General features: G+C 36.0%; 18 protein-coding genes and 1 tRNA gene. 8 read left to right on the top strand and 11 right to left on the bottom strand.

From position 1 onward, the window contains the following. Nucleotides 1-66 precede the first annotated feature (66 nt). Nucleotides 67-600 carry an RNA polymerase sigma factor gene (locus EDF66_RS05495; protein WP_132841131.1) on the bottom strand — a complete coding sequence of 178 codons (534 nt, stop codon included), beginning with the start codon at nucleotides 598-600 and terminating at the stop codon, nucleotides 67-69. 213 nt (nucleotides 601-813) lie between these two features. On the opposite strand from EDF66_RS05495, the gene mbhE reads away from it, so the two are divergent. From mbhE to mnhG, 7 genes are read left to right on the top strand one after another with little or no spacing between them, the layout of a single operon-like run. Continuing rightward, nucleotides 814-3,123: a hydrogen gas-evolving membrane-bound hydrogenase subunit E gene (mbhE, locus tag EDF66_RS05490; RefSeq protein WP_132841129.1), complete on the top strand. Its 2,310-nt coding sequence runs from the start codon at nucleotides 814-816 to the stop codon at nucleotides 3,121-3,123. Nucleotide 3,124: 1 nt separating this feature from the next. Beyond that, entirely contained in the window at nucleotides 3,125-3,538 is a 414-nt protein-coding gene (locus EDF66_RS05485) for a Na+/H+ antiporter subunit B (RefSeq protein WP_021190427.1), read from the top strand. A gap of 1 nt (nucleotide 3,539) precedes the next feature. After that, the gene (locus EDF66_RS05480; protein ID WP_021190426.1) at nucleotides 3,540-3,896 is read left to right on the top strand and encodes a Na+/H+ antiporter subunit C; all 357 of its coding nucleotides are present in this window, start codon (nucleotides 3,540-3,542) and stop codon (nucleotides 3,894-3,896) included. Next, nucleotides 3,893-5,395 (top strand): proton-conducting transporter membrane subunit, encoded by a 1,503-nt coding sequence (locus tag EDF66_RS05475; protein WP_132841127.1) that lies wholly within the window; start codon nucleotides 3,893-3,895, stop codon nucleotides 5,393-5,395. The genes EDF66_RS05480 and EDF66_RS05475 overlap by 4 nt, the downstream gene beginning before the upstream one ends. A gap of 8 nt (nucleotides 5,396-5,403) precedes the next feature. Beyond that, nucleotides 5,404-5,880, top strand: a complete 477-nt coding sequence (locus EDF66_RS05470; protein WP_021191306.1) for a Na+/H+ antiporter subunit E — start codon at nucleotides 5,404-5,406, stop codon at nucleotides 5,878-5,880. Further along, nucleotides 5,877-6,152, top strand: coding sequence for a cation:proton antiporter (locus tag EDF66_RS05465; protein WP_021191305.1), 276 nt, complete (start codon nucleotides 5,877-5,879; stop codon nucleotides 6,150-6,152). The genes EDF66_RS05470 and EDF66_RS05465 overlap by 4 nt, the downstream gene beginning before the upstream one ends. Continuing rightward, nucleotides 6,145-6,537 (top strand): monovalent cation/H(+) antiporter subunit G, encoded by a 393-nt coding sequence (gene mnhG, locus EDF66_RS05460; protein WP_132841125.1) that lies wholly within the window; start codon nucleotides 6,145-6,147, stop codon nucleotides 6,535-6,537. The genes EDF66_RS05465 and mnhG overlap by 8 nt, the downstream gene beginning before the upstream one ends. On the opposite strand, the gene EDF66_RS05455 is transcribed toward mnhG, so the two are convergent. Further along, nucleotides 6,527-7,621 carry a lactonase family protein gene (locus EDF66_RS05455; RefSeq protein WP_132841123.1) on the bottom strand — a complete coding sequence of 365 codons (1,095 nt, stop codon included), beginning with the start codon at nucleotides 7,619-7,621 and terminating at the stop codon, nucleotides 6,527-6,529. The genes mnhG and EDF66_RS05455 overlap by 11 nt on opposite strands. Before the next feature lie 360 nt (nucleotides 7,622-7,981). Here EDF66_RS05455 and EDF66_RS05450 point away from each other — a divergent pair, with 360 nt between their 5' ends. Then, on the top strand, nucleotides 7,982-9,331 hold the full coding sequence (locus EDF66_RS05450) for a peptidylprolyl isomerase (protein WP_132841121.1): 1,350 nt from the start codon (nucleotides 7,982-7,984) through the stop codon (nucleotides 9,329-9,331). Nucleotides 9,332-9,412: 81 nt separating this feature from the next. Here the strand turns inward: EDF66_RS05450 and EDF66_RS05445 are convergent, their stop codons facing one another. The 9 genes from EDF66_RS05445 to EDF66_RS05405 form a co-directional block, all read right to left on the bottom strand. Further along, a complete protein-coding gene (locus EDF66_RS05445) occupies nucleotides 9,413-10,297 on the bottom strand; it encodes a DUF4440 domain-containing protein (RefSeq protein ID WP_132841119.1) in 885 nt (294 codons plus the stop codon). A 32-nt stretch (nucleotides 10,298-10,329) separates the two neighbouring features. Then, nucleotides 10,330-11,796: a cysteine--tRNA ligase gene (gene cysS, locus EDF66_RS05440; protein WP_132841117.1), complete on the bottom strand. Its 1,467-nt coding sequence runs from the start codon at nucleotides 11,794-11,796 to the stop codon at nucleotides 10,330-10,332. A 19-nt stretch (nucleotides 11,797-11,815) separates the two neighbouring features. Further along, a complete protein-coding gene (der, locus tag EDF66_RS05435) occupies nucleotides 11,816-13,117 on the bottom strand; it encodes a ribosome biogenesis GTPase Der (RefSeq protein WP_132841116.1) in 1,302 nt (433 codons plus the stop codon). Between the two features lie 313 nt (nucleotides 13,118-13,430). Next, entirely contained in the window at nucleotides 13,431-15,518 is a 2,088-nt protein-coding gene (locus EDF66_RS05430) for a beta-N-acetylhexosaminidase family protein (protein WP_165902373.1), read from the bottom strand. 237 nt (nucleotides 15,519-15,755) lie between these two features. Then, nucleotides 15,756-17,489: a RagB/SusD family nutrient uptake outer membrane protein gene (locus EDF66_RS05425; RefSeq protein ID WP_132841112.1), complete on the bottom strand. Its 1,734-nt coding sequence runs from the start codon at nucleotides 17,487-17,489 to the stop codon at nucleotides 15,756-15,758. Between the two features lie 20 nt (nucleotides 17,490-17,509). Further along, nucleotides 17,510-20,584, bottom strand: a complete 3,075-nt coding sequence (locus EDF66_RS05420; protein ID WP_132841111.1) for a SusC/RagA family TonB-linked outer membrane protein — start codon at nucleotides 20,582-20,584, stop codon at nucleotides 17,510-17,512. A 290-nt stretch (nucleotides 20,585-20,874) separates the two neighbouring features. Beyond that, a complete protein-coding gene (locus EDF66_RS05415) occupies nucleotides 20,875-22,509 on the bottom strand; it encodes a RagB/SusD family nutrient uptake outer membrane protein (protein ID WP_132841109.1) in 1,635 nt (544 codons plus the stop codon). 17 nt (nucleotides 22,510-22,526) lie between these two features. Continuing rightward, the gene (locus EDF66_RS05410; protein ID WP_132841108.1) at nucleotides 22,527-25,628 is read right to left on the bottom strand and encodes a SusC/RagA family TonB-linked outer membrane protein; all 3,102 of its coding nucleotides are present in this window, start codon (nucleotides 25,626-25,628) and stop codon (nucleotides 22,527-22,529) included. Nucleotides 25,629-26,004: 376 nt separating this feature from the next. Then, nucleotides 26,005-26,077 (bottom strand) — tRNA-Met (locus tag EDF66_RS05405). Nucleotides 26,078-26,188 lie beyond the last annotated feature (111 nt).

Below are 26,188 nucleotides of genomic sequence, written 5' to 3'. Positions count from 1 at the left end.
TAATAAAATACCGGGATGAAAAAATCAATTTGAGGAGGATCTGTATAAAAGACCGAGAACCATTTATCAGAGCATGCTATAGAAAATCAATGCTAACGGTAACAATTCAGGATTCATTTTCTTCATAATTGTTTTTAACCCACGTTGTTTCTGCGTTTTTACCGTGTTGATACTTATATTTAATTCTTTAGATATCTCCTGATTGCTTAATCCTTCGAAATAACCCATCTTAAATACGACCTGACAACCAACCGGCATGCTTTCCACTATTTTATACACTTCTGCAATAACTTCCGAATGAATAATACTTAATTCTAAAGAATCGTGACTGCACTCGTTAAATGGAGAATTTAACCAATACTTCTCAACAACCCTTTCTTTCCGCTTGCTATTTAAAAATGCATACCGTACAGAAGTATAAAGATAATTCTTTATAGCACCCTGATGTGTAGAAATATGATCTTCATGGTTATAATAAGAAATGAATGCATCCTGTGCCAGATCTTCAGCTTCTGTAGCGTCCCCACATAGCTTCCATGCAAAATGGCATAGGCTTCTATAATGTTCTTCAAATAATTGTTTATGGACGTTACTGTTCATTTAAAAACACAAAATCTAGTGAAGTAAGAAAGTAATATTTAAGTTGTCGGCAAACGGATTAGCATGTTACTATAAAACGAAGTTAATGTTAAATTTTGTTAAATACTAGAGTCTTTTTAAATTATTTTTTGTCAAAGTTTAGATTTCAAGACTAAAAAATCGTCAATTTTTCTTATATTGTAGCCTTTCACAAATATTAAAAACAAAGACTAAATGCTATTTACTGTTCTAATAGGACTAATAACATCGAGCCTTATTGTTCCATTTGGCAAATTCGTAAAAACTAAATGGGGAATTATTCTCGCATTCATACCGCTACTTTTATTTCTTTATTATCTCCAATATCTACCATTAATAAATTGGGATAAATCATATGTACAGCATATTGACTGGATACCCTCACTAGGTATAAATTTTGATTTTAGACTAGATGGATTATCACTCCTTTTTTCTTTATTAATAACAGGAATCGGAACCTGTATATTTTTTTATGCTAAATCATATTTAAAAGATGATCCATATATCGATCGTTTTTTTGGATACTTATGTATGTTCATGTCAGCTATGCTCGGCCTTGTACTGTCTGACAATATTTTTCTATTATTTACCTTCTGGGAACTGACCAGCATCAGCTCGTTCTTCTTGATTGGTTTTAATAATGAAAAAATAGAATCAAGAAAAAGTGCCCTGACAGCATTAAGCGTAACTGGACTAGGAGGCTTCTTTTTATTGGCAGGTCTTGTTTTAATCGGCAATATTGCCAATACCTATTCCATCTCCGAGCTCGTAAGTAAGGCTCAACTTATTCAGCAGCATCAGCTATTTCCTTATATCTTAGGTTTGATCATCTTAGGTGCTATGACCAAATCTGCACAATTTCCATTTCATTTTTGGTTACCTGGTGCTATGAAAGCGCCTACACCAGTATCTGCCTACCTGCACTCAGCAACTATGGTAAAAGCGGGCATCTACCTACTTGCACGTTTTTATCCCATTTTAGGCAATAATACCGCGTGGACGTATAGTCTCATGATTATTGGTGGAATCACAATGCTATATGGAGCTTTTCATTCTCTTTTTAGAACTGATATGAAGGGCGTACTCGCTTATTCAACTATATCGGCATTGGGTATTTTAGTTTTTTTATTAGGTCTTGGCACCCAAGATGCCATAATCGCCGCTTCTGTTTTTATTGTTGTGCATGCACTATATAAAGCAACATTATTTTTAATTACAGGCATTATTGATCACGCCACACATACAAGGGACCTATCTGTACTGCAAGGCTTGAGAAAGGTTTTATTACCTGTGGCAATTGCTGGGTTTTTAGCCGCAATATCCAGTGCCGGAATACCTTTAACATTTGGATTTATTGGGAAAGATTTAATATATGAAGCAACATTACACAGTGAAAAACATTTAGCTATTTACCTGACTGCTGCGGCAGTGATAACAAATATTTTATTAGTCTCAGCAGGTTTCATGGCCGGTATCAAACCGTTTTTCGGGAAACTTCCTGAAAATTTTGAGAAAATAAAACTTCCTGCAAAATCGCTCTGGGTACCTCCATTTATACTTGCACTCTTAGGAGTCGTATTTGGTTGTTTCCCAACTTTTATTGGCGACCTGATCGCACAACCCACCGTAAATAGTATCATGTCCGTTAAAAGTGATTTTCAACTCAAGATATGGCATGGATTTAATACTATTTTACTATTAAGTGCCATAACTATAGTACTGGGCACAGTTATCTATTTTATCAATAAACCTAGTGAACGTAAATTAAAATGGATAGAACAATTAAATTTCATAGCACCGATTACCATTTTTCAAAAATGCTATCAGACCATCTACAATTTCTCGACGAGTTATTCGCATTATTTCCATAACGGATATCTTCGCTCTTACCTATTGAAGATCATCATATTTGCAGAGGTTCTTTTAGCTTATCAACTTTACCTTGGTGGTCCACTACATATCAACTGGGAACTACTATCAGCAGTAAGCGTATACGAAGTGGTTACTATTCTGATCGTATTTGGAGCTGTCGCTCTCACCTTGAGCACTTCTTCAAGACTAACCGCCGTAGTTTCAACTAGTGTCATTGGATACGGAATCTGTTTACTTTTCGTATTCTACAGTGCTCCGGATTTGGCTATGACACAATTTACAATAGACACGCTAACAGTAGTTCTATTTGTTCTTGTCCTCTTTAAATTACCTCCATTTCTAAATCTTGCCAATAAAAGAGTACTGATAAGGGATGCGGTGGTTGCCATCATATTTGGGATAATCTTAGCTATGGTCGCCATTCGCGTACTACATGTTCCGACGAATATTGCTATCAGTGACTTCTATGGTAAAAATGCATATCTATTAGCGAAAGGTAGAAATGTCGTAAATGTACTGCTTGTTGACTTCAGGGGTTTTGATACCATGTTTGAAGTTGTTGTATTGTCGATCGCTGCATTAGGTGTGTACAGCTTATTAAAATTACGTTTAAAATCATCGGAGAAAGAATAATATGAAAAGTACTATTTTACAAACAGCTTCAAAATATTTGTTGCCCATACTTCTTTTATTTTCCTTCTTTCTTTTATTAAGAGGACATTATTACCCTGGAGGTGGTTTTGTCGGAGGTTTGGTTGCATCCATCGCTTTTGTCTTACACAGTTTCGCTCATGGTACTGAAGAAACAATGAAGATATTGCGTTATAAACCCTTATCCTTACTTCCTATCGGATTAGGAATATCTGCATTCAGTATGTTTATGCCAGCACTTTTCGGACTGCCTGTAATGACTGGATTATGGCTGGAACATCCAATCCCAGTTATTGGTATGATTGGTACAGCACTACTCTTCGACCTTGGTATTTACCTTGTGGTCATCGGCGTTGTTTTAACCATTTTATTCACCATTTCACTCAGTTCAGATTAGCATGGAAATACTACTTATTTTACTCATAGGCGTATTATATGCGACAGGCATATATCTTATTTTAAGAAGAAGTATGGTTAAGCTACTTCTAGGAATCATGCTACTTGGAAACGGCACCAATATTTTGATATTTCTCTTGGGTAATATCACCAAAGGAAAACCGCCGATCATTAGAGATGGATTGAAAGTCTTTCAAGATATATATGCAGATCCAATACCTCAGGCATTAATTTTAACCGCCATTGTCATTAGCTTCGGCTTAACTTCCTTTGCTATTGTACTCTTAAAACGTGTATATGCACTAATTAACACGGACGATCTAGACAACTTAAACACACCCGAAGACGAAGATATATGATTGATAATCAAATTATAGCAACAGTACTTGTACATTTATTTACTGCAATCATACAGTTAGGTTTTTGGAGAAAAACAGGTCCACAACGTATCCTCAGCATTGGCGGCAGTTTCATAAGTTTAATTTTTGCCATCAAATTATTTGCTAAAGTATTTAATGGAGACATACTCATTATGCATGCGGCCAATTGGGAGGCTCCTTTCGGAATTGTATTTGTAGCAGATTTATTAAGCTCCACTTTAGTTCTGCTCACAGCGATAGCGACTTTAGCAGTATCTATTTTCTCTGCAACAGGTATCGGCCGGCAACGCATACTCTACGGTTACTTCCCTATCTTCCACTTTTTAGTGATGGGATTAAATGGCGCATTTTTAACCGGAGATATTTTCAATCTTTACGTATTTTTTGAAGTTATTATTATTTCATCCTTTGTATTAATGACCCTGGGAGGTCGGAAAGCACAATTAGAGGGCGCTGTAAAGTATATGGCGATGAATATACTCGCTTCTACTTTCTTCTTAACTGGAATCGGTATTCTTTATGGTATATCGGGATCTTTAAATATGGCCGATCTAGCACTTATAGTTCCCAAGATTGAAAACCGTGCAATAGTTGATATTACTGCTACTTTCTTTTTAATTGGATTTGGCATCAAGTCTGCGATTTTCCCGCTTTACTTCTGGTTGCCATCATCCTATCACACACCTCCTTCTGCTGTAGCAGCTATATTTGGTGGGCTACTCACTAAGGTAGGTATATATGCCTTATTCCGTGTCTTTACCTTAATTTTTATTCCGAATGAATTTATTCGGAATCTGTTGGTAGTATTGGCAATTTTGACCATTTTAACAGGTGCATTCGGTGTATTGATCAAGACCAATATAAGACGGCTATTTTCTTACCTCATCGTATGTCATATCGGATTTATGATAGGGGGATTAGGTATTTATAGCAAGTTGGCAATTCTCGGGGCTGTATTTTATTTAATTCATGATATCATGGTTAAAACAAACATCTTCTTAATCGCCGGATTGATCCGTCAAATGAGAGGATCTATGGATATGAAAAAATTGGGTGGATTGTACGCTGAATATCCAAAAATTTCATTGCTGATTGCCATAGTACTGTTTTCACTGGCAGGTATACCACCCTTGTCCGGATTTTGGCCGAAAATATATCTATTGCAGGGCGCTTTTCAAACAGAACATTACTTTTATGCAGGAGCCCTTATACTAGGTAGCTTCATGACTTTATTTGTACTCGCAAAATTTTGGTCGGAAGTGTTTTGGAAAAAACCACAAGACCCCGATGCAATTGAGGACAAATTTAAAGACCTGATAGGTATTCGAAAGGTCGCATTGATTTTACCTATCTGTATACTTGCAGCTAGCTCCTTATATATCGGACTCAATGCAGAAAGTATTATTCAGGTAGCGGACCGCATATCATCAGAAATGTTAAACACCAAACCTTATATTCAAGCAGTATTAGGTAAATAAAGTAAAATATGATCAAACAGTTTTTAATGAACCTGCTGCTTTCTTTTATCTGGGTAGCATTAACAGGTTCGATGTATTATACGAATTTTCTTTTTGGCTTCTTACTTGGTTTCTTCATTCTATGGGTCATGAACCGAAATGAAGTTGATCAGCGTTATTTTTATCGTGTCCCAAAAACGATTAGCTTTCTATTTTTCTTTTTGTATCAAATGATTATAGCTAATCTGCAAGTGGCTTACGACGTGATCACACCTAAGTATTTTTTTAAACCTGGAATTGTAAAATACAAGATGGATGCTAAGTCTGATTTTGAGATTAACTTACTTTCTACCTTTATTTCACTAACACCGGGAACATTAATCCTGGATATCAGCGAAGACAAAAAGATTTTATATATCCATGTCATGTACCTACATGATAAACAAAAATTCATGACAGAGTTGAAAAACAATGTTGAACGCAAACTTTTAGAAATTTTGAGATGAGCTTAACTGAATATTTAGATTATGTGATTCTGCCCATATTAATTTTGTCTACAGTAATTACATTTATACGTCTTTTCAAAGGACCCGATGTGGCCGATAGGGTTATTGCTCTAGATCTAATCATTACCACAGGTATTGGGATTATTACGGTCTATAGTATCACCACATCTCAAGAAATTTTTCTTGACGTGGCCATGATACTTGCCCTGATTGCCTTTTTAGGAACAATTGCTTTTGCCTATTATTTAGAAAAACAAGACTATAATGACTGATATTATTATTGCAGTGCTGAGTACCATCGGCGCCTTAGCGATTCTTTTTGCTTCCATTGGCATCCTAAGAATGCCTGACTTTTATTTACGACTTTCTGTTACGGTTAAAGCTGCAACTCTTGGTGTTGGTTTGCTTTTGCTTTGTGCCGCAATTGTCTTTCCAGACGTTTCTGTAACAACTAAAACGATAGCGATCGCGTTCTTTTTAGTACTAACAGCTCCAGTTGCGGCACATATGATTGGAAGGGTTGCCTATATAACGGGTATTAAATTGTGGAAAGGAACAATTACAGATGAGTTGGAAGGTATGTATGATGAAGAGACACATGAATTAAAAAGTAATCCTGACGACTCTTCATCAACAGATGATACCACTAAAAAATAATACAAACTGGAGCAGGAACACGAAGTGGTTTTCCAGTCTCTTTTAGAAGTCCTGTTTTTTCATCCCTGCTAAAAGTTATAATTTGGTTACTTGTTTGATTGGCTACTAATAGGAATTTACCGTCAGGGCTAAAATTAAAATTGCGCGGTCCTTTTCCGGATGTACCCTGATTTGCTATTTTAGTCAATTTTCCGTCTTTAGCAATAGCGAAAATTCCAATGGTATTAGCATCACCTCTGTTTGATGCATACAGAAATTTTCCGTCCGGAGAGACTTTGATATCAGCGGCACCATTTTTCCCTGTAAACCCATCAGGATTAATATTAACAGATTGATCAAATAACCAATCTTGTCCATCCCGTTTGTATACAGCAATGTCTGCTGTCATTTCGAGTACGACATACATATGCTTTTCTTTCTTATCAAAGGCAATATGTCGAGGACCACCACCTGCTGAAGAGAATACTTCTGCAGGATCTGTACCTAATTTAACATCCTTTGATTTTGGATCAATTAATTTATAGATCGAAATTTGATCTAGACCTAAATCTTGTACAAAAAGTTCATTGCCTTTTTTTGAGAAGAACGCAGAATGTACATGAGGACCTTCTTGTCTAGCTTTGTCAACGCCTTTACCTTCATGTTGAACAAAATCTTTTAGATTACCGATAACACCATTGGGTTCTAATCCGTAAAGTACAAAAGAGCCACCACTATAATTAGAAGCTGTGATCAGGTTTTTATAAGGACTTACAGAAACATGACATGGTGCATCTCCTTTTGTAGGAACTGTATTTAAGATTGTAAATTTACCTTTGTTATAAGAATAGGCAGTTAAACTTCCTTTATTATTTCCCTGCTCACTAACGGCATATAAAATATTATCCTTTCGAGCTAGAAAAGAGGGATCCACTAATGGAGTGGTCGATACTAGCGCTATTTCACCCGTTTTTACATTAAAATCAAATGCATAGATTCCTTTACTTTCGGTGTTAGAGGTATAAGTACCTACAAACATGGAAATGTTTTGCGACCAACCAAAAAAAGGAAAACAGGTCAAAATAAAAAGTATAATTTTTTTCATGATTTCAAAATTAAAATTTTGTGGGAAAATGTAGTGTTAAATTTGGTTAAAACTACTTTTACTACCTTGTAAATACTTATTTTAGCTGTTCCAGAGCCGTTCAATATGTTATTATTCATAATAAGCATATAAACGGGATAAGACCTCGGAAATAATATTCAAATAAAATTAAGAATAATTAATATATTCTAATAATTTTGTGCAAGCTTTCAGAACTTTAAGTTTGAACAGTTATATTTTTAAAAAGCATTTAAATTACATTCCACGAATGAAACCATCATGGGCTTACAATAGCTTACAAACCGCGAGTAGTAACCAGCTCATGATAGCTTCATCACCATTAAAAGACATATTATTCTAATGAAAAAAAACTTATATACGTTGCTATTATTGGTATTTGTGACAGCACAAACAGTATTTGCTCAAAAACAAGTAATCGATCGAGTAGTTGCGACAGTAGGATCTGGTATTATTTTACAATCAGATGTTGATATGCAGTATGCACAATATCTTTCAGGGGGTAATAAACCAAATGCAGATTTCAAATGTGAAATGCTGCAACAGTTGTTAACACAGAAATTACTTTCTCAACAAGCGGTAATTGACTCCATCGAAGTGGGCGAAACTGAAGTTGATGATAACCTAAACAGCCGACTACGCTATATGTCTCAACAAGCAGGTGGTCAAGAAAGATTAGAAAAATTCTTAAACAGATCTCTGTTGCAATACAAAGAAGATATGCGTCCTAGTATATATGAGCAATTGAAAGCAAATAAAATGCGTCAGAATATTGTTCAAAAAGTGGACGTTACACCTATAGAGGTAAAACGCTATTTTGAAGGATTAAATACCGATAGTCTACCTTATTTTAATACAGAAGTAGAAATTGGTGAAATTGTTATGTTCCCCAAACTAACTGTTGACGAGAAAGCTGAGTTTAAAGCAAAAGCAGAGGGACTTCGCAAACAGGTTACAGATGGTTCTGATTTTGGTACAGTTGCACGTTTATATTCTGAAGATGGATCTGCTCCTTACGGTGGTGATTTAGGTTTTAATACACGAGATAACTGGGTTAAGGAATTTGCTGCAATGGCTTTTAAATTAAAAGCGGGTGATGTTTCTCCTGTTTTTGAAACAAAGTATGGCTTCCACTTTTTACAAGTATTAGAAAGACGTGGAGAAGAAGTGCATGTTAGGCATATTTTGATTAAATTTAAACCAACAGCTGCTAGTATTGAGCGTACCCAAGCAAAGATGGATAGCATTTACAACTTAGTGACAACAGGGAAATTGGATTTTTATCATGCAGCAACAACTAACTCTGACAGTGAAGAATCTAAATTCAATGGGGGAATGGTCCTTAACCAAGAAGGGGAAAGCCGTTCAACATTAATACCTGTAGATAAATTAGAAGCTTCTGTATTTCAAGCTATAGATCCATTAAAACCTGGAGAATATTCTAAACCGGCACAATTTACAGATCGTACAGGTGAAATTGGTCTACGATTCAATTATTTAAAATCACGTATTGCTCCTCATAAAGCAAACTTAGATGAGGATTTTGTAAAAATCAAAGAAGCTGCACGTCAAGATAAAGTAAACCGCAAATTGAATACCTGGTTTGAATCTAAGAGAGAGAACACATATATCAATATTGCCGATGACTTTAAAGACTGTAATGAACTTAAAGTTTGGATCTCTAAAAAATAGTTGATCGGATAAGATAAAATAGAAAGGGCTTCAAAATTAATTTTGAAGCCCTTTCTATTTTATAAATAATGTGAAAAAATATTATCTTTCAAACATCATTTCTACAAGTATATTCCAATTTGCTTTCGATACATCATCCTTAGCGAGTTCACTCAACTTCCAAATACGGATATAATTGTATTTAACGACCTTATCCTTAATATTGACAGTTGCAGTACCGAATGAATATGCATATTCACCGCTATATGCTCTACCTACTTTTTCAGGAGTAGTTAGAATATTAATACGGGATTTCTTTAAATATGCTAATATTTCTTTTTTACCCTCTATCGGTTGTATCCAAGGAAAAAGAAATCTTGCATCTTCATTCAAAAACTCTTTATAACCCGCCTGATTATCAGCCTTAAGAACCGTTGACAAAAGCTTATCGGTTTCAAAAACAATCTCTTTACGTTGATCTAAACGTACCTGAGAACGGTGCTTCAAATACCAAGCTTCACTAGGTTCATAAAACTCCAGTTCAGAATTTTCCTTATTGCCAAAATTTTCGACTTCAGCACGAATATCCACCAGCCACTTACCTTTTTTATTTCTTTTCCAAACCGTTAAGTACTGTCCAAAACGCTTTCTCGCTCCTACTTTCTGAAATTCCATAGGACCAGTAGTAACGCCAAATTCTTGACTTTTCGAAACCATAGCTAGCGCTGGTTCCCAAGTTAGTACATCGGGTATATTCGGCCTGTTATTAAGATAATCTAAAGCATTGACCTCGGAAGGAACAAAAAATTTAGACTCTTTATCGACAATCGACAGAAAAGCCTGATGCGGAGTAGTTGTCTTAGAAATCAATGCAGCCTCTTTGTCGGCATTGATTAAACTACCTACTTTATCGGGAATCTGTGCATACACTTGTGCTGAAAAGGCACTCATGAAAACTATTGCCGACATTTTATTCCATATATTCATGTAATGTCTTTATTTTAATTGGACACTAACTATCAAATCTTATTCCAAAGCGTTCCATCTTTGCTATCTTTTAGTTGAATACCGATAGCATTAAGTTCCTCACGAATACGATCAGATGTAGCAAAATCTTTATTTTGCTTAGCTCCGTCACGTAATTTGATCACAATAGCCATAATTTCATCCACATTATCATTGCTCGATAATTGATCATCTTGTAAGCCTAGAATATCAAAAACAAAATGTTGTACAAATGCTCTTAACTCTTCTAGATCAGCAGTGCTGATAGTGGCTTTTCCATCGTAAATAGAATTTATCGAACGAACGACTTCAAACAATTCTGCAATTAAGATAGGGCTATTGAAATCATCATCCATAGCAGCATAACATTTCGCCCGTAAATCAGCTACATCAACAGCAGACTTACCTTTTGAAGGTTTCAGCTTATCCAATAGATTAACGGCTGTCATAAGACGTTTGAACCCTTTATCTGCAGCATCAAGTGCCTCATTCGAGAAATCCAATGTGCTTCTATAATGTGCTTGTAACATAAAGAAACGAACAGCCATAGGTGAATATCCACGTTCTAACAGAGGGTGATCACCGGTAAACAGCTGATGAGGTAAAAAGCCATTTCCTGAAGATTTAGACATACGTGCTCCATTTACCGTCAACATATTTGTATGCATCCAGTATTTGGCAGGTGCAGTATGATTACATGCTTCAGACTGGGCTATTTCGTTGGTATGATGTGTTGCGGCTAAATCCATACCTCCACCATGAATATCAAACTGATCGCCTAAATATTTACGGCTCATCGCCGAACATTCAATATGCCAACCTGGAAATCCCACACTCCAAGGTGAAGGCCAGCGCATAATATGTTCCGGCTTAGCTTTGATCCATAATGCAAAATCCAGACGGCCATGTTTTTCATCTTGGCCACCAAGCTCACGTGTATTATTCAACATATCTTCCAGCTTACGATTAGTCAGAATAGTATAATCATAATCTTTCACATATTTCTCTACATCAAAATATACAGTCCCATCTACCTCATAAGCATAGCCATTAGCAATGATCTTTTGGACCATTTCAATCTGCTCAGAAATATGTCCTGTAGCGGTCGGTTCTATACTTGGAGGTAAAGTATTAAAAAGACGAAGCACATCGTGGAAACCAAGAGTATATTTTTGAACAATCTCCATCGGTTCCAATTGCTCCAATTTTGCCTTTTTAGCAAACTTATCATCACCTTCATCATTATCCCCTTCCAAATGGCCTGCATCGGTAATATTACGGACATAACGGACTTTAAATCCGAGATGTTTTAAATAACGAAATATCAAATCAAATGACACAAAAGTCCGACAATTTCCTAAGTGAACATCACTGTATACGGTAGGCCCACAAACATACATCCCTACTAAAGAGGGATGTAATGGTTGGAATTTTTCTTTCTTACGTGTTAACGTATTGTATAAATGAAGATTGTTTTCCATGTCTAGAAAATAGCTGTTTCTATTTTTGTCTAAAATATATTTGAATTGGAACACCTTCAAAATCGAAGTGCTCACGTAATTTATTTTCGATATAACGTTTGTACGGATCTTTTACATACTGTGGTAAGTTACAGAAGAATGCAAACATAGGTGTACGTCCTGGTAATTGCGTTACGTATTTTACCTTGATATATTTACCCTTTAAAGCTGGTGGCGGATAATTTTCAATCACCTGCAGCATCACTTCGTTTAATTTTGAAGTAGGTATTTTTTTCGTTTTATTCTCATAAACTTTTGCTGCTACTTCTAGCGCCTTGAAAATACGTTGTTTTTCAGTAACCGAAGTAAAGACAATAGGTATATCTGTAAAAGGAGCAATTTTTTCTTTGATTCGAGCTTCAAACTCTTTCATCGTTTTATTGTCTTTATCAATGGTATCCCATTTATTGACAATGATCACAATACCTTTTCTATTTTTTTCTGCCAAATGGAAAATATTGATATCCTGTGCTTCAATTCCATCATTTGCATCTAACATTAAAAGGACAACATCCGAATCCTCTAATGCTTTAATTGTACGCATCACAGAGTAAAACTCAATATCTTCGTTTACCTTAGATTTACGTCTCAAACCTGCTGTATCAATCAATAAGAATTCATGTCCAAATTGCTTATAATGAATACGAATCGAATCGCGTGTCGTACCTGCAACAGGTGTTACAATATTACGATCAACACCTAACAAAGCATTTGTTAAAGAAGATTTACCTACGTTCGGACGACCTACGATTGTATATTTCGGTAATGTGGTATCATCTTCCTCTTCGTCTTCAAAAGTTGAAACTACAGCATCCAATAATTCTCCTGTTCCAGACCCCGTAGCAGAAGAAATATTATAAATTTCACCTAAACCAAAAGCATAAAACTCGACAGAGTCATGGTGTAATTTAGCGTGGTCAACTTTGTTTGCAGCAACATATACCGGTTTAGAGCTTCTTCTCAAAAGATCTGCGATCTCATCATCTAAATCCGTAATACCTGTTGTTACATCAACCATAAAAATGATCGCGGATGCTTCTTCTATTGCGATATGAACCTGGTCACGAATTGCTTCTTCAAAAACATCATCCGATCCATGTACAAACCCACCAGTATCAATTACTGTAAACTTTTTCCCAATCCATTCTGCCGTTTCATAGTGACGGTCGCGCGTCACTCCACTAAAGTCATCAACAATAGCTTTTCTACTCTCCGTCAGACGATTAAAAAGCGTGGATTTCCCAACATTTGGACGACCTACAATTGCAACAATATTTGCCATATTTTTACTATATATTATTCTCGTTACCTCACGGCAACTTATTTAAATACAATTTAACTCAGTGGGCAAAGTTACACAATATACCTGGTATTTTTGAAAATCAATCTAATCTTATCGTAATCTCTACTATTTTTTCAAACTAACAACAACGATCCGGTATTATGGTTAAACAGACTTGTGATCCATTACAAAATTTTAGAGTAGAAATTCCGTTTATCCTCTAGCGTTATTATACTATATCTGGCATAGGGTTTCAACAGAAAAGCCCCAGCTAAATAACAGAGGTCTGTATCAAAACTTCTTTTAAATGAAATTACTGCAATACCAATTCAAATTTTTGAATCTTAATGTCAATAACATGATCTGTCAAGTTAATAAGTCGTGCTAATTTAGATTTAGCCGATTTAGATATTGACCAATTCTCTCCGTCTTCACTAAATTCTAATTTCAGAAATTCTTGTTTCGGGATTACTTCATAATGTACCTCTTTTATAAATTGTGAAGAAACAATCTCCATTCCTATAACATCCTTAGGATTCAATTTAATAACCTCCAAGATTGGACTTAATTTCAGTAACTGTTGTGGCTTATTACCTGTGATCACATCATTCAATACAGGTAAAGCTTTTAAGGGAGCTAAACTTGCAATTACTTTACCACTAGCTTGATCAACAGCTTGCGGTACTGAAAAACCTTTATTTCGGAATAATTGTGCAAAATGAAAATATGATTTCTCCACCCAAGGTAAAATATGTCGACTTCCTGTAACAATACCTGGTTGATACGGATTCCGATTATTATTTCTGTCAATATCGACCATATTATTACGCTCTATTTGCAATTTCAGAAAATGCGTGTAAGCCTCCTGATCATCCTTCGAATTTAGTATATCTAATAATGATAAACTTGCTTTGCCTAAGCTTGAAAAATGTAATAACCAAGGTTTTATTTCTGTCACTAATTTTTGATTGCTGGAATTATCCAAAATCTCCTTTACAGCAGGCGCAAATTTAGAAAACTCAGCTTTTAATAATGCGATATCCACCCCCGATGAAACTATTGGGAAAGCAGTTAATTGTGGCGTTACAACTAATAAACTATCAATCGCCCCACTTATACCGTCAGATTCAATACGTCGATATTGATGATAACTCGGTCCTGGATCTGTATTATGCTTTGAAAACAATGCGTATGACATTTCTATTTCAGGTAATATTTCATGTATAGCACGTATCCAAGAAGTATTTGAGTCAAAGGAACGGATATTCCAAGAATAATCAGCAACTGAAAAAATAGCGACTTTAGAAGTCTCAGCTTTATCCATCGGATTAGTAACAAAACCCGACATATCACTTTTAATATCTTTATCTAATCCATAAACCGGCCCTAATAATAAATGATTACGAACATAATCGCTTACTGGAAAATTCCACCAAACGAATGATGACCGTTTAATACGATTATTGACCCAGACCTGACCTTCTTTTGTAATATCATGAATAACTGAATTACCAGTCCACATGATCTCCACTTTTTTGTTCAGTTGATCACCCAGAATATCCAAATAGGAATTCGGTTCAAGATTTGACCATAATTTATTATACTCTGTCGGACACATGATCAATGCACCTACATCGTGTTTTTTTTCTACAAACTCTTTTTGAAGATAATTCAATAATCCGGCTTGCTTTTCAGCCTTTGTTCCTTCACCGGAGATATCATCAAAAAATACAGCAAAATGACGCACTCCCATCTCATACATTAAATCGAACTTACGCAAGACAGCCAAGCTATCCTCTTTATTCCATTTAATATCCTTCCCTGGATGAATGGCCCAGTAAAAATCAACTTCATTTTCATTTGCAATGCGCACTAAATCTCTTAAACGCTTCGCTTCATCCTGCGGATAAGGTTCACGCCAATTAGGAGAGGAATGATAAGGATCATCTTTGGGGCCATATAGATAGGTATTCATTTTCCATTTCCCATAAAATTCCAACTGTGAAACCCGATCTTGAAAACTCCATGGCTCACCATAAAATCCTTCCACTGTACCACGAAATGCCACATCAGGAAAATCATAAATTATCTGCTTCTGCAGTAAAGAGGTTTTTTTAGCTTGGTCCAAAAGCTGTCTCAAAGTTTGTGTTGCATAAAAAGCACCTCGATCGCTCAAATAGTTTACTTGAATTCCTTTTGAATCGATAGACAGTTCATATCCTTCCAAACCAACTTTTTTTGACCTATTAAATCGTACAGGAATACCAGACTTATCAACATATGGAATGAGTTGAGATGAAATATGTTTAATCAATTTCCCTTGCAAACGGATACCGTTATAAGGCAATTTCCCTTCTTTCAAGACTATTTGTTGTGGTAAGGGATAAATTTGCTGTGCCATACCATTTGTACAAAATGTAAGCATTATACCGAATAAAATTAAAAATCTTGAGATCATAGTTATTCTAGAAATTGAGATCAGGTTAAAGTAATAACAAGTATAACGCTATCAAACGAATGTCGCAAATAGCATCGATATGAAATCGTTTGCGTGAAAACATTATGGAATAATCTAAGATGCATACAAAAATGGCTTTGCAAAACTGCAAAGCCATTACTTTATTCATCAAAACTTAAACTATTGAGTTGGATTTTGTGTTAAAACTCCAGGGTAAGAATTGATCGCACTTTGTGGAATATAATATACTACGCGAAAGTCTGTCGGAGCAATAACCTCGGACTGATTGTGCGGTCCTGGATATTGACGTGTCAAGGCCTCACCATTACGGAATACATCATAACTGCGTTCTGCTTGAAAGGCTAATTCCAATTCACGCTCTTTATCGATTAATTTATTTGCATTTGATGCATTCAAAGAAGAATAAGCTCCATTCGCAATTGAACGCGTTCTTATTTTATTTAAATCCGCTAAAGCTGCACTGTAATTACCAAGTTTTGCTTGCGCTTCTGCTCTATTTAAATAGATCTCACCCAAACGGCTGATTACAGGAGAATGCAATTGAGAGTTTTCGCCCTCTTTAGAACATTTCGTGATATAAAATTGTGGATATACACGGTTTAATGAAATATAGTAATCCAGCACGCCTTTATAGGTTTTACCATCTTTATATGTCAAGCTATAAATTCCCTGACTTACATCAATTACAGTTAATGCATAAGATGTTCTTTTCTCCTTTTCCGTTTTTGTTTCTGGGATTACTTCTACAGCATTGATTGTATTTCCAACTCGCTCAATAACAAATTGAGCATAGTTTAAAGTACTCACTCCATCTTCTTTTACAAAACGAAATACTTCAGAATACTTACCTGTTTTTTCATCTTTTGCATAAGTAGGCTCTATAAAAGAAGCACGAGCATCAACAATCCGGTAATTATCTGGACGCCAATCGTTACGACCGGTTTCATTCAATAAATCGATATACTTTGCACTTGCATACATTTCACCCCAGCCCATTCCACCAATATTGGAATACATTCCACCTATACCATAATAATGATCATCACCTGAGAATTCAGAAGCAACTCTTTTAATTGCAAAAATAGTTTCATTATTATTCTCTGGAGTAAACGTATTATATTTCATAAAGCGCTCTCTTTCCAACAATGAATAAGATCCAGAATTGATTACCTTATCCGCATACTCGACAGACAATCTTGCATATTCTGCATTAGGTGATTGATATGTTCCACTCATATATAAATACACACGTGATAACATCGCTTGTGCTGATCCCTTAGATGCATAAATATTACCTTTATTAATTGTCAACAAAGACTCCGCTTTCTTCAGATCACTTATCGCTTGCGCATAAGTTTCTTTAACTGTTGAACGGTCTGGTAAATGTAAATTATCAAATACGTCATCCGGTGTCCCATTTACAATGGGCAAGCCTAAATTTGTTTCCGGATTTTGATAATAAGGACGTCCATATGCACGAACCAAATAGAAATACATCATCCCACGGATATAGTAACACTCTCCCAATTGATTGTCTTTTTCAGCACTTTCTCCCTCTTTAATAATTTTCATCACATTAGAAGTCTGCGCAATCGCTTTATAACCTGCATCCCAAAAACTAGACAAACGTCCATTATTAGGAGTACGCGCATAAGAAATAAACTCATAAAATGCATCCGTTGATGCACCCCTAATCATCATATTATCTCCTGCATATTCCCCTGCACGATGCATAGGGTCTGACCATGCTTTCAGTTGTGCATAAGCACCATTGATCATCGCATCTGGATTATTTGCAATAACATCCGAATCCATCGAACTATAAGGGAAGCGGTCGATATTACATGAAGTTACAGTAACTGCCGTCAAGAGAACAAATAGTATCTTTTTCATAAAATTTTCTTACTTTTTAACTAAAATGTCACATTAAGACCAAACATAAATTTACGCGTTGCGGGATAAATTGCAGGACCTGCAGAACCCAAAACAGCACCTGAATCATTCACAGACATTTCAGGGTCTACACCTGAATAATTTGTAATGGTGAACAAGTTTTCACCCGTAAAGAATACACGTACATTTTTCAAGTGATATTGTTGCAATTTCAAATTATATCCCAAGGTTAAAGAACGTAACCTTAAAAAATCACTATCTTCTAAATAACGAGTAGAAGTAGAATTTCCTTTGTCGTTATTATTATATTTCGCTATCGGATGTGTTGCTATATCGCCAGGTTTTTCCCAACGAGACCAACCATCTTGCAACTTCATTTGATTTCTATCCGTATATGTTCCATCAGAATCGTATTCTTGACGAGAATAATTATAGATTTTACCACCAATTGAATAGCCAAACGAAGCATTCAAATCAAATTGTTTGTAAGTTATTGAAGTATTGAATCCTCCAAATAGATCTGGAGATGCTTTCCCTGCCTTTTGCAGAGTAGCTTCCGCATATTTAGACGTTTTTACCTGTGTCTGATTACCATTTTGATCGGTTTCAACTTTGTACCATTCAGGTGCGCCGGTTTCTACATTGACTCCTGCCCATATCGGCATATAATAAGTGTCAACTGGTAATCCAGGCTCTAAAACTCGACTTGCAGAACCAGCAATTCCTAAACCATCACCAATGATAAGCGGTCTAACGACATAGTTTCCACTAGCATCTTTACTCTTGATCAATTGCGTCAGTTTATTTTTATTGTGACCAATATTAATATCTAAACTCCATGTCAAGTCGTTTTTACGAATGATATCACCTCCTAAAGTAAGCTCCACCCCTCTATTCTGCATCTTTCCAATATTCTTATACACAGAAGTAACACCAGTTAATCCACTAATTGGCACATTGTATAAGATATTATCGGTCTTTTTATCGTAGTAATCAAAACTTACACGAGCTCGATTATTGAACATCGTAGCATCAAATCCAACACCTGTTGTAAACGTCCGCTCCCAAGTCAAATTCTTATTTCCAATACGATAAATTAAAGCTCCAGAGTTTTCATTATAGCCCGATGATGAGGATACAGAATATAAGCTGTATTGCGGATATAATTCACTTGGACGGTTACCCACAGAACCATAAGATGCACGGAGTTTTAAATTATCAACCCATGATGCATTGAACCAACTCTCGCGATTCATGTTCCAGCCTCCACTAACAGAGAAGAAGTTTCCGTATTTCGCATTGTCACCAAAATTAGAGGCGCCGTCACGACGGAACGAAAGCTGTCCTAAATACTTTCCATCGTAAGCATAATTTGCATTCGATAGCATGGATTGAACCGCCCATTCATTGATTGCTCCTTTAGTTCTCTCTGGTTTAGAAACTACGTTTAAAACTTCAAAACCAGGAATGAAACCTGTTCCATACACATCTAATGTTTTATCCCAATAGTCATTAAATTCATAGGCAGCTAAAGCATTTACAGCATGCTTACCCCATGATTTATTGAATCTTAATATTTGACTGGTATAACGACGGGCATATTCCGAACGATAATCGGTTAAACGACCTTTTACACTTTCTCCACCATTAGAGCGTGGATCAGTATAGCCAGCAGCACTATACGTATTATAACGATAGTTATTAACGGATGAAAATGTTAGCCAATTCGTGAATTTGATATCGAAGTCCATATTACCACTGAACTCATAATTTGTGTTGGCACTATGATCCCATTGTAGGTCATATAAATAATTGGTAGTCGCATTATTCACCCAGCTACTTGAACGATGACCAACCAAATTACCATTAGCATCATATGGATTATCCCATGGGAAGTTTGAATACATAGCAGTTGTAGAATACTGTCTATCTTCCACTCCACGACGTGCCCCTACCAAAGTTGGCTTAACAGTCAACCATGTGGTAGGTTTATAAACTGTATTCATACGGAAGTTATAACGATCGTATTCATAACCTTTTACAGCACCTACTTCATTATAATAACCTAATGACAAGTAAGACTGCAACTTCTCCGTACCACTTTGAATCGAAACATTATGATTTTGCGTAAATCCTTGCTGAGTAGCTACTTTCCACCAGTCAAAATTGCTATCTCTTAAATCTGCATTCCAACGCGGAAATTTGATTGCACTTTGGTTTGCAAAAGAAGCATAATAATCATACAATTCTGCACCGTTCATCATTTTCATATTACCATTGGTAAGCTGATTGAATCCAATTTTTGTAGAAAAATTGATTGAAGTGCCGCTTGCAGATGGATTCTTAGTCGTTACTACAACGACACCATTTGCGCCTTGGGAACCGTAAATAGCAGTGGAAGCTGCATCTTTCAAAATTGTTAATGTTGCGATATCATCTGGATTTAAATCTCCAGCACTAGATCCAAGAATCACACCATCTACGACCCAGAGCGGACTAGTTGTGCCACTTAAAGTAGCTTGACCACGAATCACGACTCCTCCTTTTGCACCTGGCTGACCCGATCCGGGGGCAACATAAACACCAGCAGCTTTTCCATTTAACATATTCTCCACATTCGGAGAAGTTGTACCTCTCAATTGATCACCCTTTACAACTTGTAGCGCTCCTGTTAGACTCTCTTTCTTTTGAGTGCCATAACCTACAACTACAACTTCTTCAAGTGCTTGATTGGACTCTTGTAACTGCACATTTAAAAATGCACCTTCCACCAGTTTTTCAGTTTTGTTAAATCCAATGGCTGAAAAAATCAAAGTTTGACCAACTTCAACTTGAAGAGAATAGCGTCCATTGGCATCAGTTGAAGTCGCAAGAGTAGGTTTTTCTTTCACAGAAATAGTCACTCCACTTAATGGGCCTGTACTTGATGTAACAGTACCAGAAACTTTCTGCTGCATACTATTACTTGTTACGCTAATCAAATTACCATAATCATTGGCCATCACCATATTTGGAGCTACAAGAGCAAACATTAAGGCAGATGTAATCGGGTAAAATTTAGTCGTAAAAAAAGGTTTTGTAAATCTTTTATTCATAAACTTAATTTCAAGATAATCAGTATATTAGTTAATTATCATAATTTATACAGTGCAAAATAGCGTAAAGATTACTTAATATAAATTTAATACGTAACGAAATCGATTGCATAAATTCACGCAAACGATTGTTATGAAAACTAAAATATAGTTACCTCAGAAACTACCGAAATAAACTACTTATACAAACTTCTTCATAATGAAATAACAGCTCGGTTATTGTCTCACAATAAACAATAAAAGCAGGTACCTGTGGAGATACCTGCTTTTATTAATCGGGTTAAAATAAATTAATAACCTGTGTTCTGTTTCAGAACTCCATAAGATAAATCAATTTGGCTTTGCGGAACAGGCATTAGATATAATCTATCATTCCAAATTCGCTCTTGAGCTAGCCCATTTTTTACATCGTAAATATTTTTCATGACATCAGGAGCGGTTTTCCAACGACGGATATCATAATAGCGCACACCTTCTAACACCAATTCAACAGCTCTCTCATTACGAATTAATTCCCTTAACTTACTTTGACTTCCATATGCTCCGCGATCGACTTTAGGCAAACCTGCACGAACACGAAGTTGGTCCAAAGCATCAAAAACTGTTGCATCTGGTCCAGATTTTTCATTTTGAGCTTCTGCGTAGTTAAGTAAAACTTCAGCATAACGAATTAAAATAACATTAGCATAAGAATCAATCTGATCTCTATTAGATGTTGGATCTACTAATTTTCTAAAATTATATCCTGTTATTGACATATTAGATTTACCACTGCTCCAAGTAAACTTATATCCTCCTTCTTTTGTTAAAGCATTCCAAGGCGCTGTCTCAAATAATATAGAGGCATAAAAACGTGGATCACGATTTTTAAACTCCTTTACAAAATCAGCCTTATCCGCTTTTGCATAATTAGCAGCTCTCACTTCAGCACTCACAGGCTTGATGGATTCTCCCGTCTTAAAATTAACATAAAGATCAACTAAATTCTGTGTTGGTGTTAAAGAACTCCAGCCACCTACAGCACCTTCTCCTAGTAAGGTATTATTCAATTGAGATTGAGCGACACGAATATATTGTCTATCCAAAATCACTTCACTGTTACCTTCATTTTCAACCTGAAAGATACCTTCATAACTTCTAAGCCCTAATCGAAACTTTTTCTCATCATCAGCATTTTCAAAATCAACAAATTGCGCATAATTATCTTTTTTATTTAATTCTGATTCAGCACCAGCCTGAAACAATGCATACCCTAAGCCCATTACTTCCTTGGCTGTACGTGCTGCCTGCTCCCAATTATTCTCCATCAAATATAATCGCGATTGTAAAGCTAAAGCAGCACCTTTCGTAATCCTTCCCTTTTCAGAAGAGTATGATGCAGGCAATTTTGCTGAAACTTCTTGTAATTCCTTAAACAAGAAATCAAGTACTTCCTTCTTCGCAACGCGAGGAACATTAGATTCTTCTTTAGTCAAAACCTTAGTCACCAAAGGAATGTCACCAAATTTCTCTACCATAGGGATATATAGATAAGCACGAATAAAACGAACTTCAGCTTTATAACGCTCTTTAAGCGTTTCATCCATGACAGCTTTATCTACATTTTCTAAAAAATAATTACATGTTCGGATTGGAATATAACTCCAACCTGCATCGATGTCTGCACCTAGTGAACCTGATGATATTGCTGTTGAAGCACTCTCCCATGGGTATTGAGCATGAACCAAATCTGAAGCTCCATCATCATACATACCATCAGATAGTTTTCCATAAATAGCGTTTACCGCTAATTTCACATCATTTTCGGTGCGCCAAAATTCTTCCTCAGGAACCTTGTTAACAGGCGTACGGTCTAAAAAATCTTTTGAACAGGCTCCAAATAACAGTGTAGTTGCTAATAAGGGATATAATATATGTCTTTTCATTGCTTTTCTATTAAAAATTAAAATTTAGCGGTTAAACCAACAGAAATTGTTTTCACACCCGGATAACTTGCTCTTCCCGAACCAGTTTCCGGATCAAAATCACCAAGACGTTTATCCGCCATAATAGTGAATGGGTTATTAGATGAAGCAAAGAAGCGTAATTGCGACATCTTGATATTACTCAACATTTCTTTAGGAAATGTATATCCGACCGTAATCGCACGAATTCTGAAATAGTTACCACTAAACAACCAAAAATCTGATGTTTTATAATTATGAGGAGCATCACCTGTCAATGTGATTCTCGGAAATGGAGCATCTGATACATTATTTTCTTCAGACCAACCGTTTGACCAGCTCTTCTTAATGTTAGCACCATTGAAGAAAGGAAAGGAAGCCTCATTATCCAAATAAGTTTTAACTCCACCAACTCCATAAGTCAACACATCAATATCGAAATTTTTATAGGCAGCTCTGAAATTAAACCCATAATTGAACCAAGGAACATCATTACCTAAGATTGTACGATCCTCTGCATCAATTTTATGATCACCATTGATATCTACATATCGGATATCTCCTAATTTTGGTGTACCTCCCATTGCTTCATAATTGACATTCTTTAGCTCTTCCGCATTGGTAAACAATCCATCAGATTTATAACCATAATAGTCACCAACAGATCCGCCTACACGATTGATGTAGTAACCGTCGGTGATTTCATTTACATCACCTAAAGAAAGTATGGTATTTTTAATCTTCGAGATATTTCCCGATACCGAATATGTAAATTCATCACCTACTTTACCATTGTAAGTCAATGCAATCTCAATTCCTTTATTTTGCGTAGTCCCTTGATTATAATATGGTGTGTGATCTTTATCAAAGCCCGATGTAGACAAAGTTGCGGGTCGTAATAGTACATCCTCCGATTTTTTAACAAAATAATCAGCTACTAAATTAAACTTACCCCCTAAAAAAGTAGCGTCCAATCCAATATTCGACATCGTAACTTTTTCCCAGAGCGCAAGTCTATTAGCTCCATATTGCTGCTCTAATCCATCAACTGCTAATCCATCAAAGCTGTAAGCAGAATAACGATCCAAAAGATTATAATAATTACCTATCGCAACTGCATCTTGATTGCCCAATGTCCCATAAGATCCTCTTAACTTTAATAAATCAATCCACTCCACATCCTGCATAAAAGATTCCTTATTGATATTCCAACCGGCAGAGAAAGATGGGAAAATTGCTCTACGAACTTCCGGAGCAAATCGAGAGGAGTAATCCATTCTCATGTTTGCTTCAAAGAGATACTTATCTTGGTACGAATAATTAAATCGGCCAAAAAAAGAACGCAATGCCCACTCATCTTGAGTTGTGCGGTTAGCAAGACCTTTATCATCTTTACTAATTTCGCCTGAACTACCGTTAATAATCGTTGATGCATCGTTGTTAACAAAATTTTGTCTACCTAAAAATGCTTCCCTGTATACATTTGACTCCTCAGAAGCACCAACAGTCGCTTTCGCATAATGATCTCCAAATCGACGCTCATAATTAATTGTTCCTTGCAACATCAACTCCTGACGTTTACCCCAAAATTCCTTTAGCTCATTGATTGCATTTACAGTAGAGGCCATGGGTTGTTTCGTAATGAAATTTATAACAGGATCTGTACGATTTATAAAATCAAAAGAATTTGTATTGGTATATTTCAAAGATATAGCACCATCAATTGACAAACCTTTAAGCGGAGTTAAAGATGCGTTGGCAGCCATTTGTAAATAATTATCTCTATTATTACCCCTTCCACCTTCAGTAATGGCGCGCAATTGATTGTTTTTTGCGATTGTCGCGTTAGCAGCTCCATTTGAGATTGACCCCCAAGAACCATCTGATTGACGTATTGAGGTAAAAGGCAGCGCTCTACCCATCTCAACCCAGCTTATAGCACTACCATTACGATCATAATCTTGCTTTAAAAAAGAAACATTTGTGTTAAATGTTAACAAATCCTTGATAACGGTCGTATTGGTATTCAATTTCATGTTAATACGATCCTGTTTTCGGCCAGGTACTAAAGATTCTTGATCAAAATAGTTTAAGCCAAGATAGTAGTTTGTAATTTTTCCAGGAGCATTTACATTCAATCCAAAATCACGCTGAGGAGCAGAACCTCTCAAAACCTCTTTATACCAATCATTATTAGGATAATAATCAGGATCGGTTTGATTTTTAAATTTATCGATCACCTCTTGCTTAAATGTAGGAGCTTTTCCCGCATTTACCATAGCCTTATTATGCAGTTCGGCATAACCTACAGCATCAGCATATTCTGGTAAATAAGTTGCACTTTGAAACCCGTAGTTTGCATTAAAACCGACGACAGCTCGGTCACCGCCACCACGCTTAGTCGTTACTAAAATAACACCATTAGCTGCCCGAGAGCCATATAGTGATGCTGAAGCAGCATCTTTCAAAACGGACATACTATTGATATCATTTGGACTCAATGCGGAAAATTCTGCACTAGTTGCTGGAATTCCATCAATAATAAACATCGGGGAAGGTGAACCTAAATTAGTTCTACCACGTACAGTTATTCCTCCAGAATTACTTGACGCGCCCGTACTAGAAGATTTTCCTACCTCACCTGGTCTACTCAAGACTGTCACGCCTGGTGATATACCTTGTAAAGCATTCTGCAATGAAGTTACAGGTCTATCTGCCAATTGCTTAGGGGTAATTGTTGCTACAGAACCTGTTAAATTTGCTTTCTTTTGGGTACCAAAAGCTACGATAACAACTTCATCTAATGCCGTATTTGAAGATGTTAATGAAATATTCAGATTTCCACCGGTATAAACCACCTCCTTGGGTTCGTATCCCACAATATTAAAAATAAGTATTTTACCTGTTTCTGCATTTAATTCAAATCCTCCCGCAGCATTAGTTGCCGTAGCATTACTTGTACCTTTCTCAGTAATAGTTACACCCGACAACTGATTTCCCTTATCATCTGTAACATTACCCTTAACTTTAATTTTTTGTGCAAAAGTTGCACTCATAACTAAAGACAAAGCACAAGAAAGTATGGTAGCTCTTCTTTTCATAGGTTAATTTAATAATTGTAAATAATGATTTTATATTGTATTTAAGTCAGTTGTTTACTATTTGTAAACACAATATTAAATCTATATTATCGAAAAAAAAAGAGCAAAAACCGAACAATCGATTGCATATATTGCCTAGACAACTTTATTAAAAAAACAATAAATACTACATATAAATTGATTAATAATCAGTAAAACACTAATTATCAAACTCTTTAGGTTGAATATAATATTCAAATAAAGAAAAATGAATCCCTTTCATTAAAAAAAGAATCTTTGTAACAATTAGAGGATTAAATGAATGGGATCGGGAAGGAGGTGGAAAAAATAAAAGACAAAAATAAACCCTTTAGCTTTTGACTAAAGGGTTACCAAGTAGCGGGAATCAGACTCGAACTGATGACCTTCGGGTTATGAGCCCGACGAGCTACCAACTGCTCCATCCCGCAATGTATTTTTAATGTCTTGGAGTCTGTGTCTTTCAACAGACTCTTTTAGTAGCGGGAATCAGACTCGAACTGATGACCTTCGGGTTATGAGCCCGACGAGCTACCAACTGC

Source organism: Sphingobacterium sp. JUb20 (assembly GCF_004342035.1).
GTDB classification, from domain to species: Bacteria; Bacteroidota; Bacteroidia; order Sphingobacteriales; family Sphingobacteriaceae; genus Sphingobacterium; species Sphingobacterium anhuiense.
Note: the sequence above shows the minus strand (reverse complement) of the source record. Positions and strands in the feature narration are given on the sequence as shown.

What these genes read in the sequence shown, in the direction of transcription:
- EDF66_RS05495 (WP_132841131.1), bottom strand. Translation starts at nt 600, where the DNA reads ATGAACAGTAACGTCCATAAACAATTATTTGAAGAACATTATAGAAGC.
- mbhE (WP_132841129.1), top strand. Translation starts at nt 814, where the DNA reads ATGCTATTTACTGTTCTAATAGGACTAATAACATCGAGCCTTATTGTT.
- EDF66_RS05485 (WP_021190427.1), top strand. Translation starts at nt 3,125, where the DNA reads ATGAAAAGTACTATTTTACAAACAGCTTCAAAATATTTGTTGCCCATA.
- EDF66_RS05480 (WP_021190426.1), top strand. Translation starts at nt 3,540, where the DNA reads ATGGAAATACTACTTATTTTACTCATAGGCGTATTATATGCGACAGGC.
- EDF66_RS05475 (WP_132841127.1), top strand. Translation starts at nt 3,893, where the DNA reads ATGATTGATAATCAAATTATAGCAACAGTACTTGTACATTTATTTACT.
- EDF66_RS05470 (WP_021191306.1), top strand. Translation starts at nt 5,404, where the DNA reads ATGATCAAACAGTTTTTAATGAACCTGCTGCTTTCTTTTATCTGGGTA.
- EDF66_RS05465 (WP_021191305.1), top strand. Translation starts at nt 5,877, where the DNA reads ATGAGCTTAACTGAATATTTAGATTATGTGATTCTGCCCATATTAATT.
- mnhG (WP_132841125.1), top strand. Translation starts at nt 6,145, where the DNA reads ATGACTGATATTATTATTGCAGTGCTGAGTACCATCGGCGCCTTAGCG.
- EDF66_RS05455 (WP_132841123.1), bottom strand. Translation starts at nt 7,621, where the DNA reads ATGAAAAAAATTATACTTTTTATTTTGACCTGTTTTCCTTTTTTTGGT.
- EDF66_RS05450 (WP_132841121.1), top strand. Translation starts at nt 7,982, where the DNA reads ATGAAAAAAAACTTATATACGTTGCTATTATTGGTATTTGTGACAGCA.
- EDF66_RS05445 (WP_132841119.1), bottom strand. Translation starts at nt 10,297, where the DNA reads ATGAATATATGGAATAAAATGTCGGCAATAGTTTTCATGAGTGCCTTT.
- cysS (WP_132841117.1), bottom strand. Translation starts at nt 11,796, where the DNA reads ATGGAAAACAATCTTCATTTATACAATACGTTAACACGTAAGAAAGAA.
- der (WP_132841116.1), bottom strand. Translation starts at nt 13,117, where the DNA reads ATGGCAAATATTGTTGCAATTGTAGGTCGTCCAAATGTTGGGAAATCC.
- EDF66_RS05430 (WP_165902373.1), bottom strand. Translation starts at nt 15,518, where the DNA reads ATGGCACAGCAAATTTATCCCTTACCACAACAAATAGTCTTGAAAGAA.
- EDF66_RS05425 (WP_132841112.1), bottom strand. Translation starts at nt 17,489, where the DNA reads ATGAAAAAGATACTATTTGTTCTCTTGACGGCAGTTACTGTAACTTCA.
- EDF66_RS05420 (WP_132841111.1), bottom strand. Translation starts at nt 20,584, where the DNA reads ATGAATAAAAGATTTACAAAACCTTTTTTTACGACTAAATTTTACCCG.
- EDF66_RS05415 (WP_132841109.1), bottom strand. Translation starts at nt 22,509, where the DNA reads ATGAAAAGACATATATTATATCCCTTATTAGCAACTACACTGTTATTT.
- EDF66_RS05410 (WP_132841108.1), bottom strand. Translation starts at nt 25,628, where the DNA reads ATGAAAAGAAGAGCTACCATACTTTCTTGTGCTTTGTCTTTAGTTATG.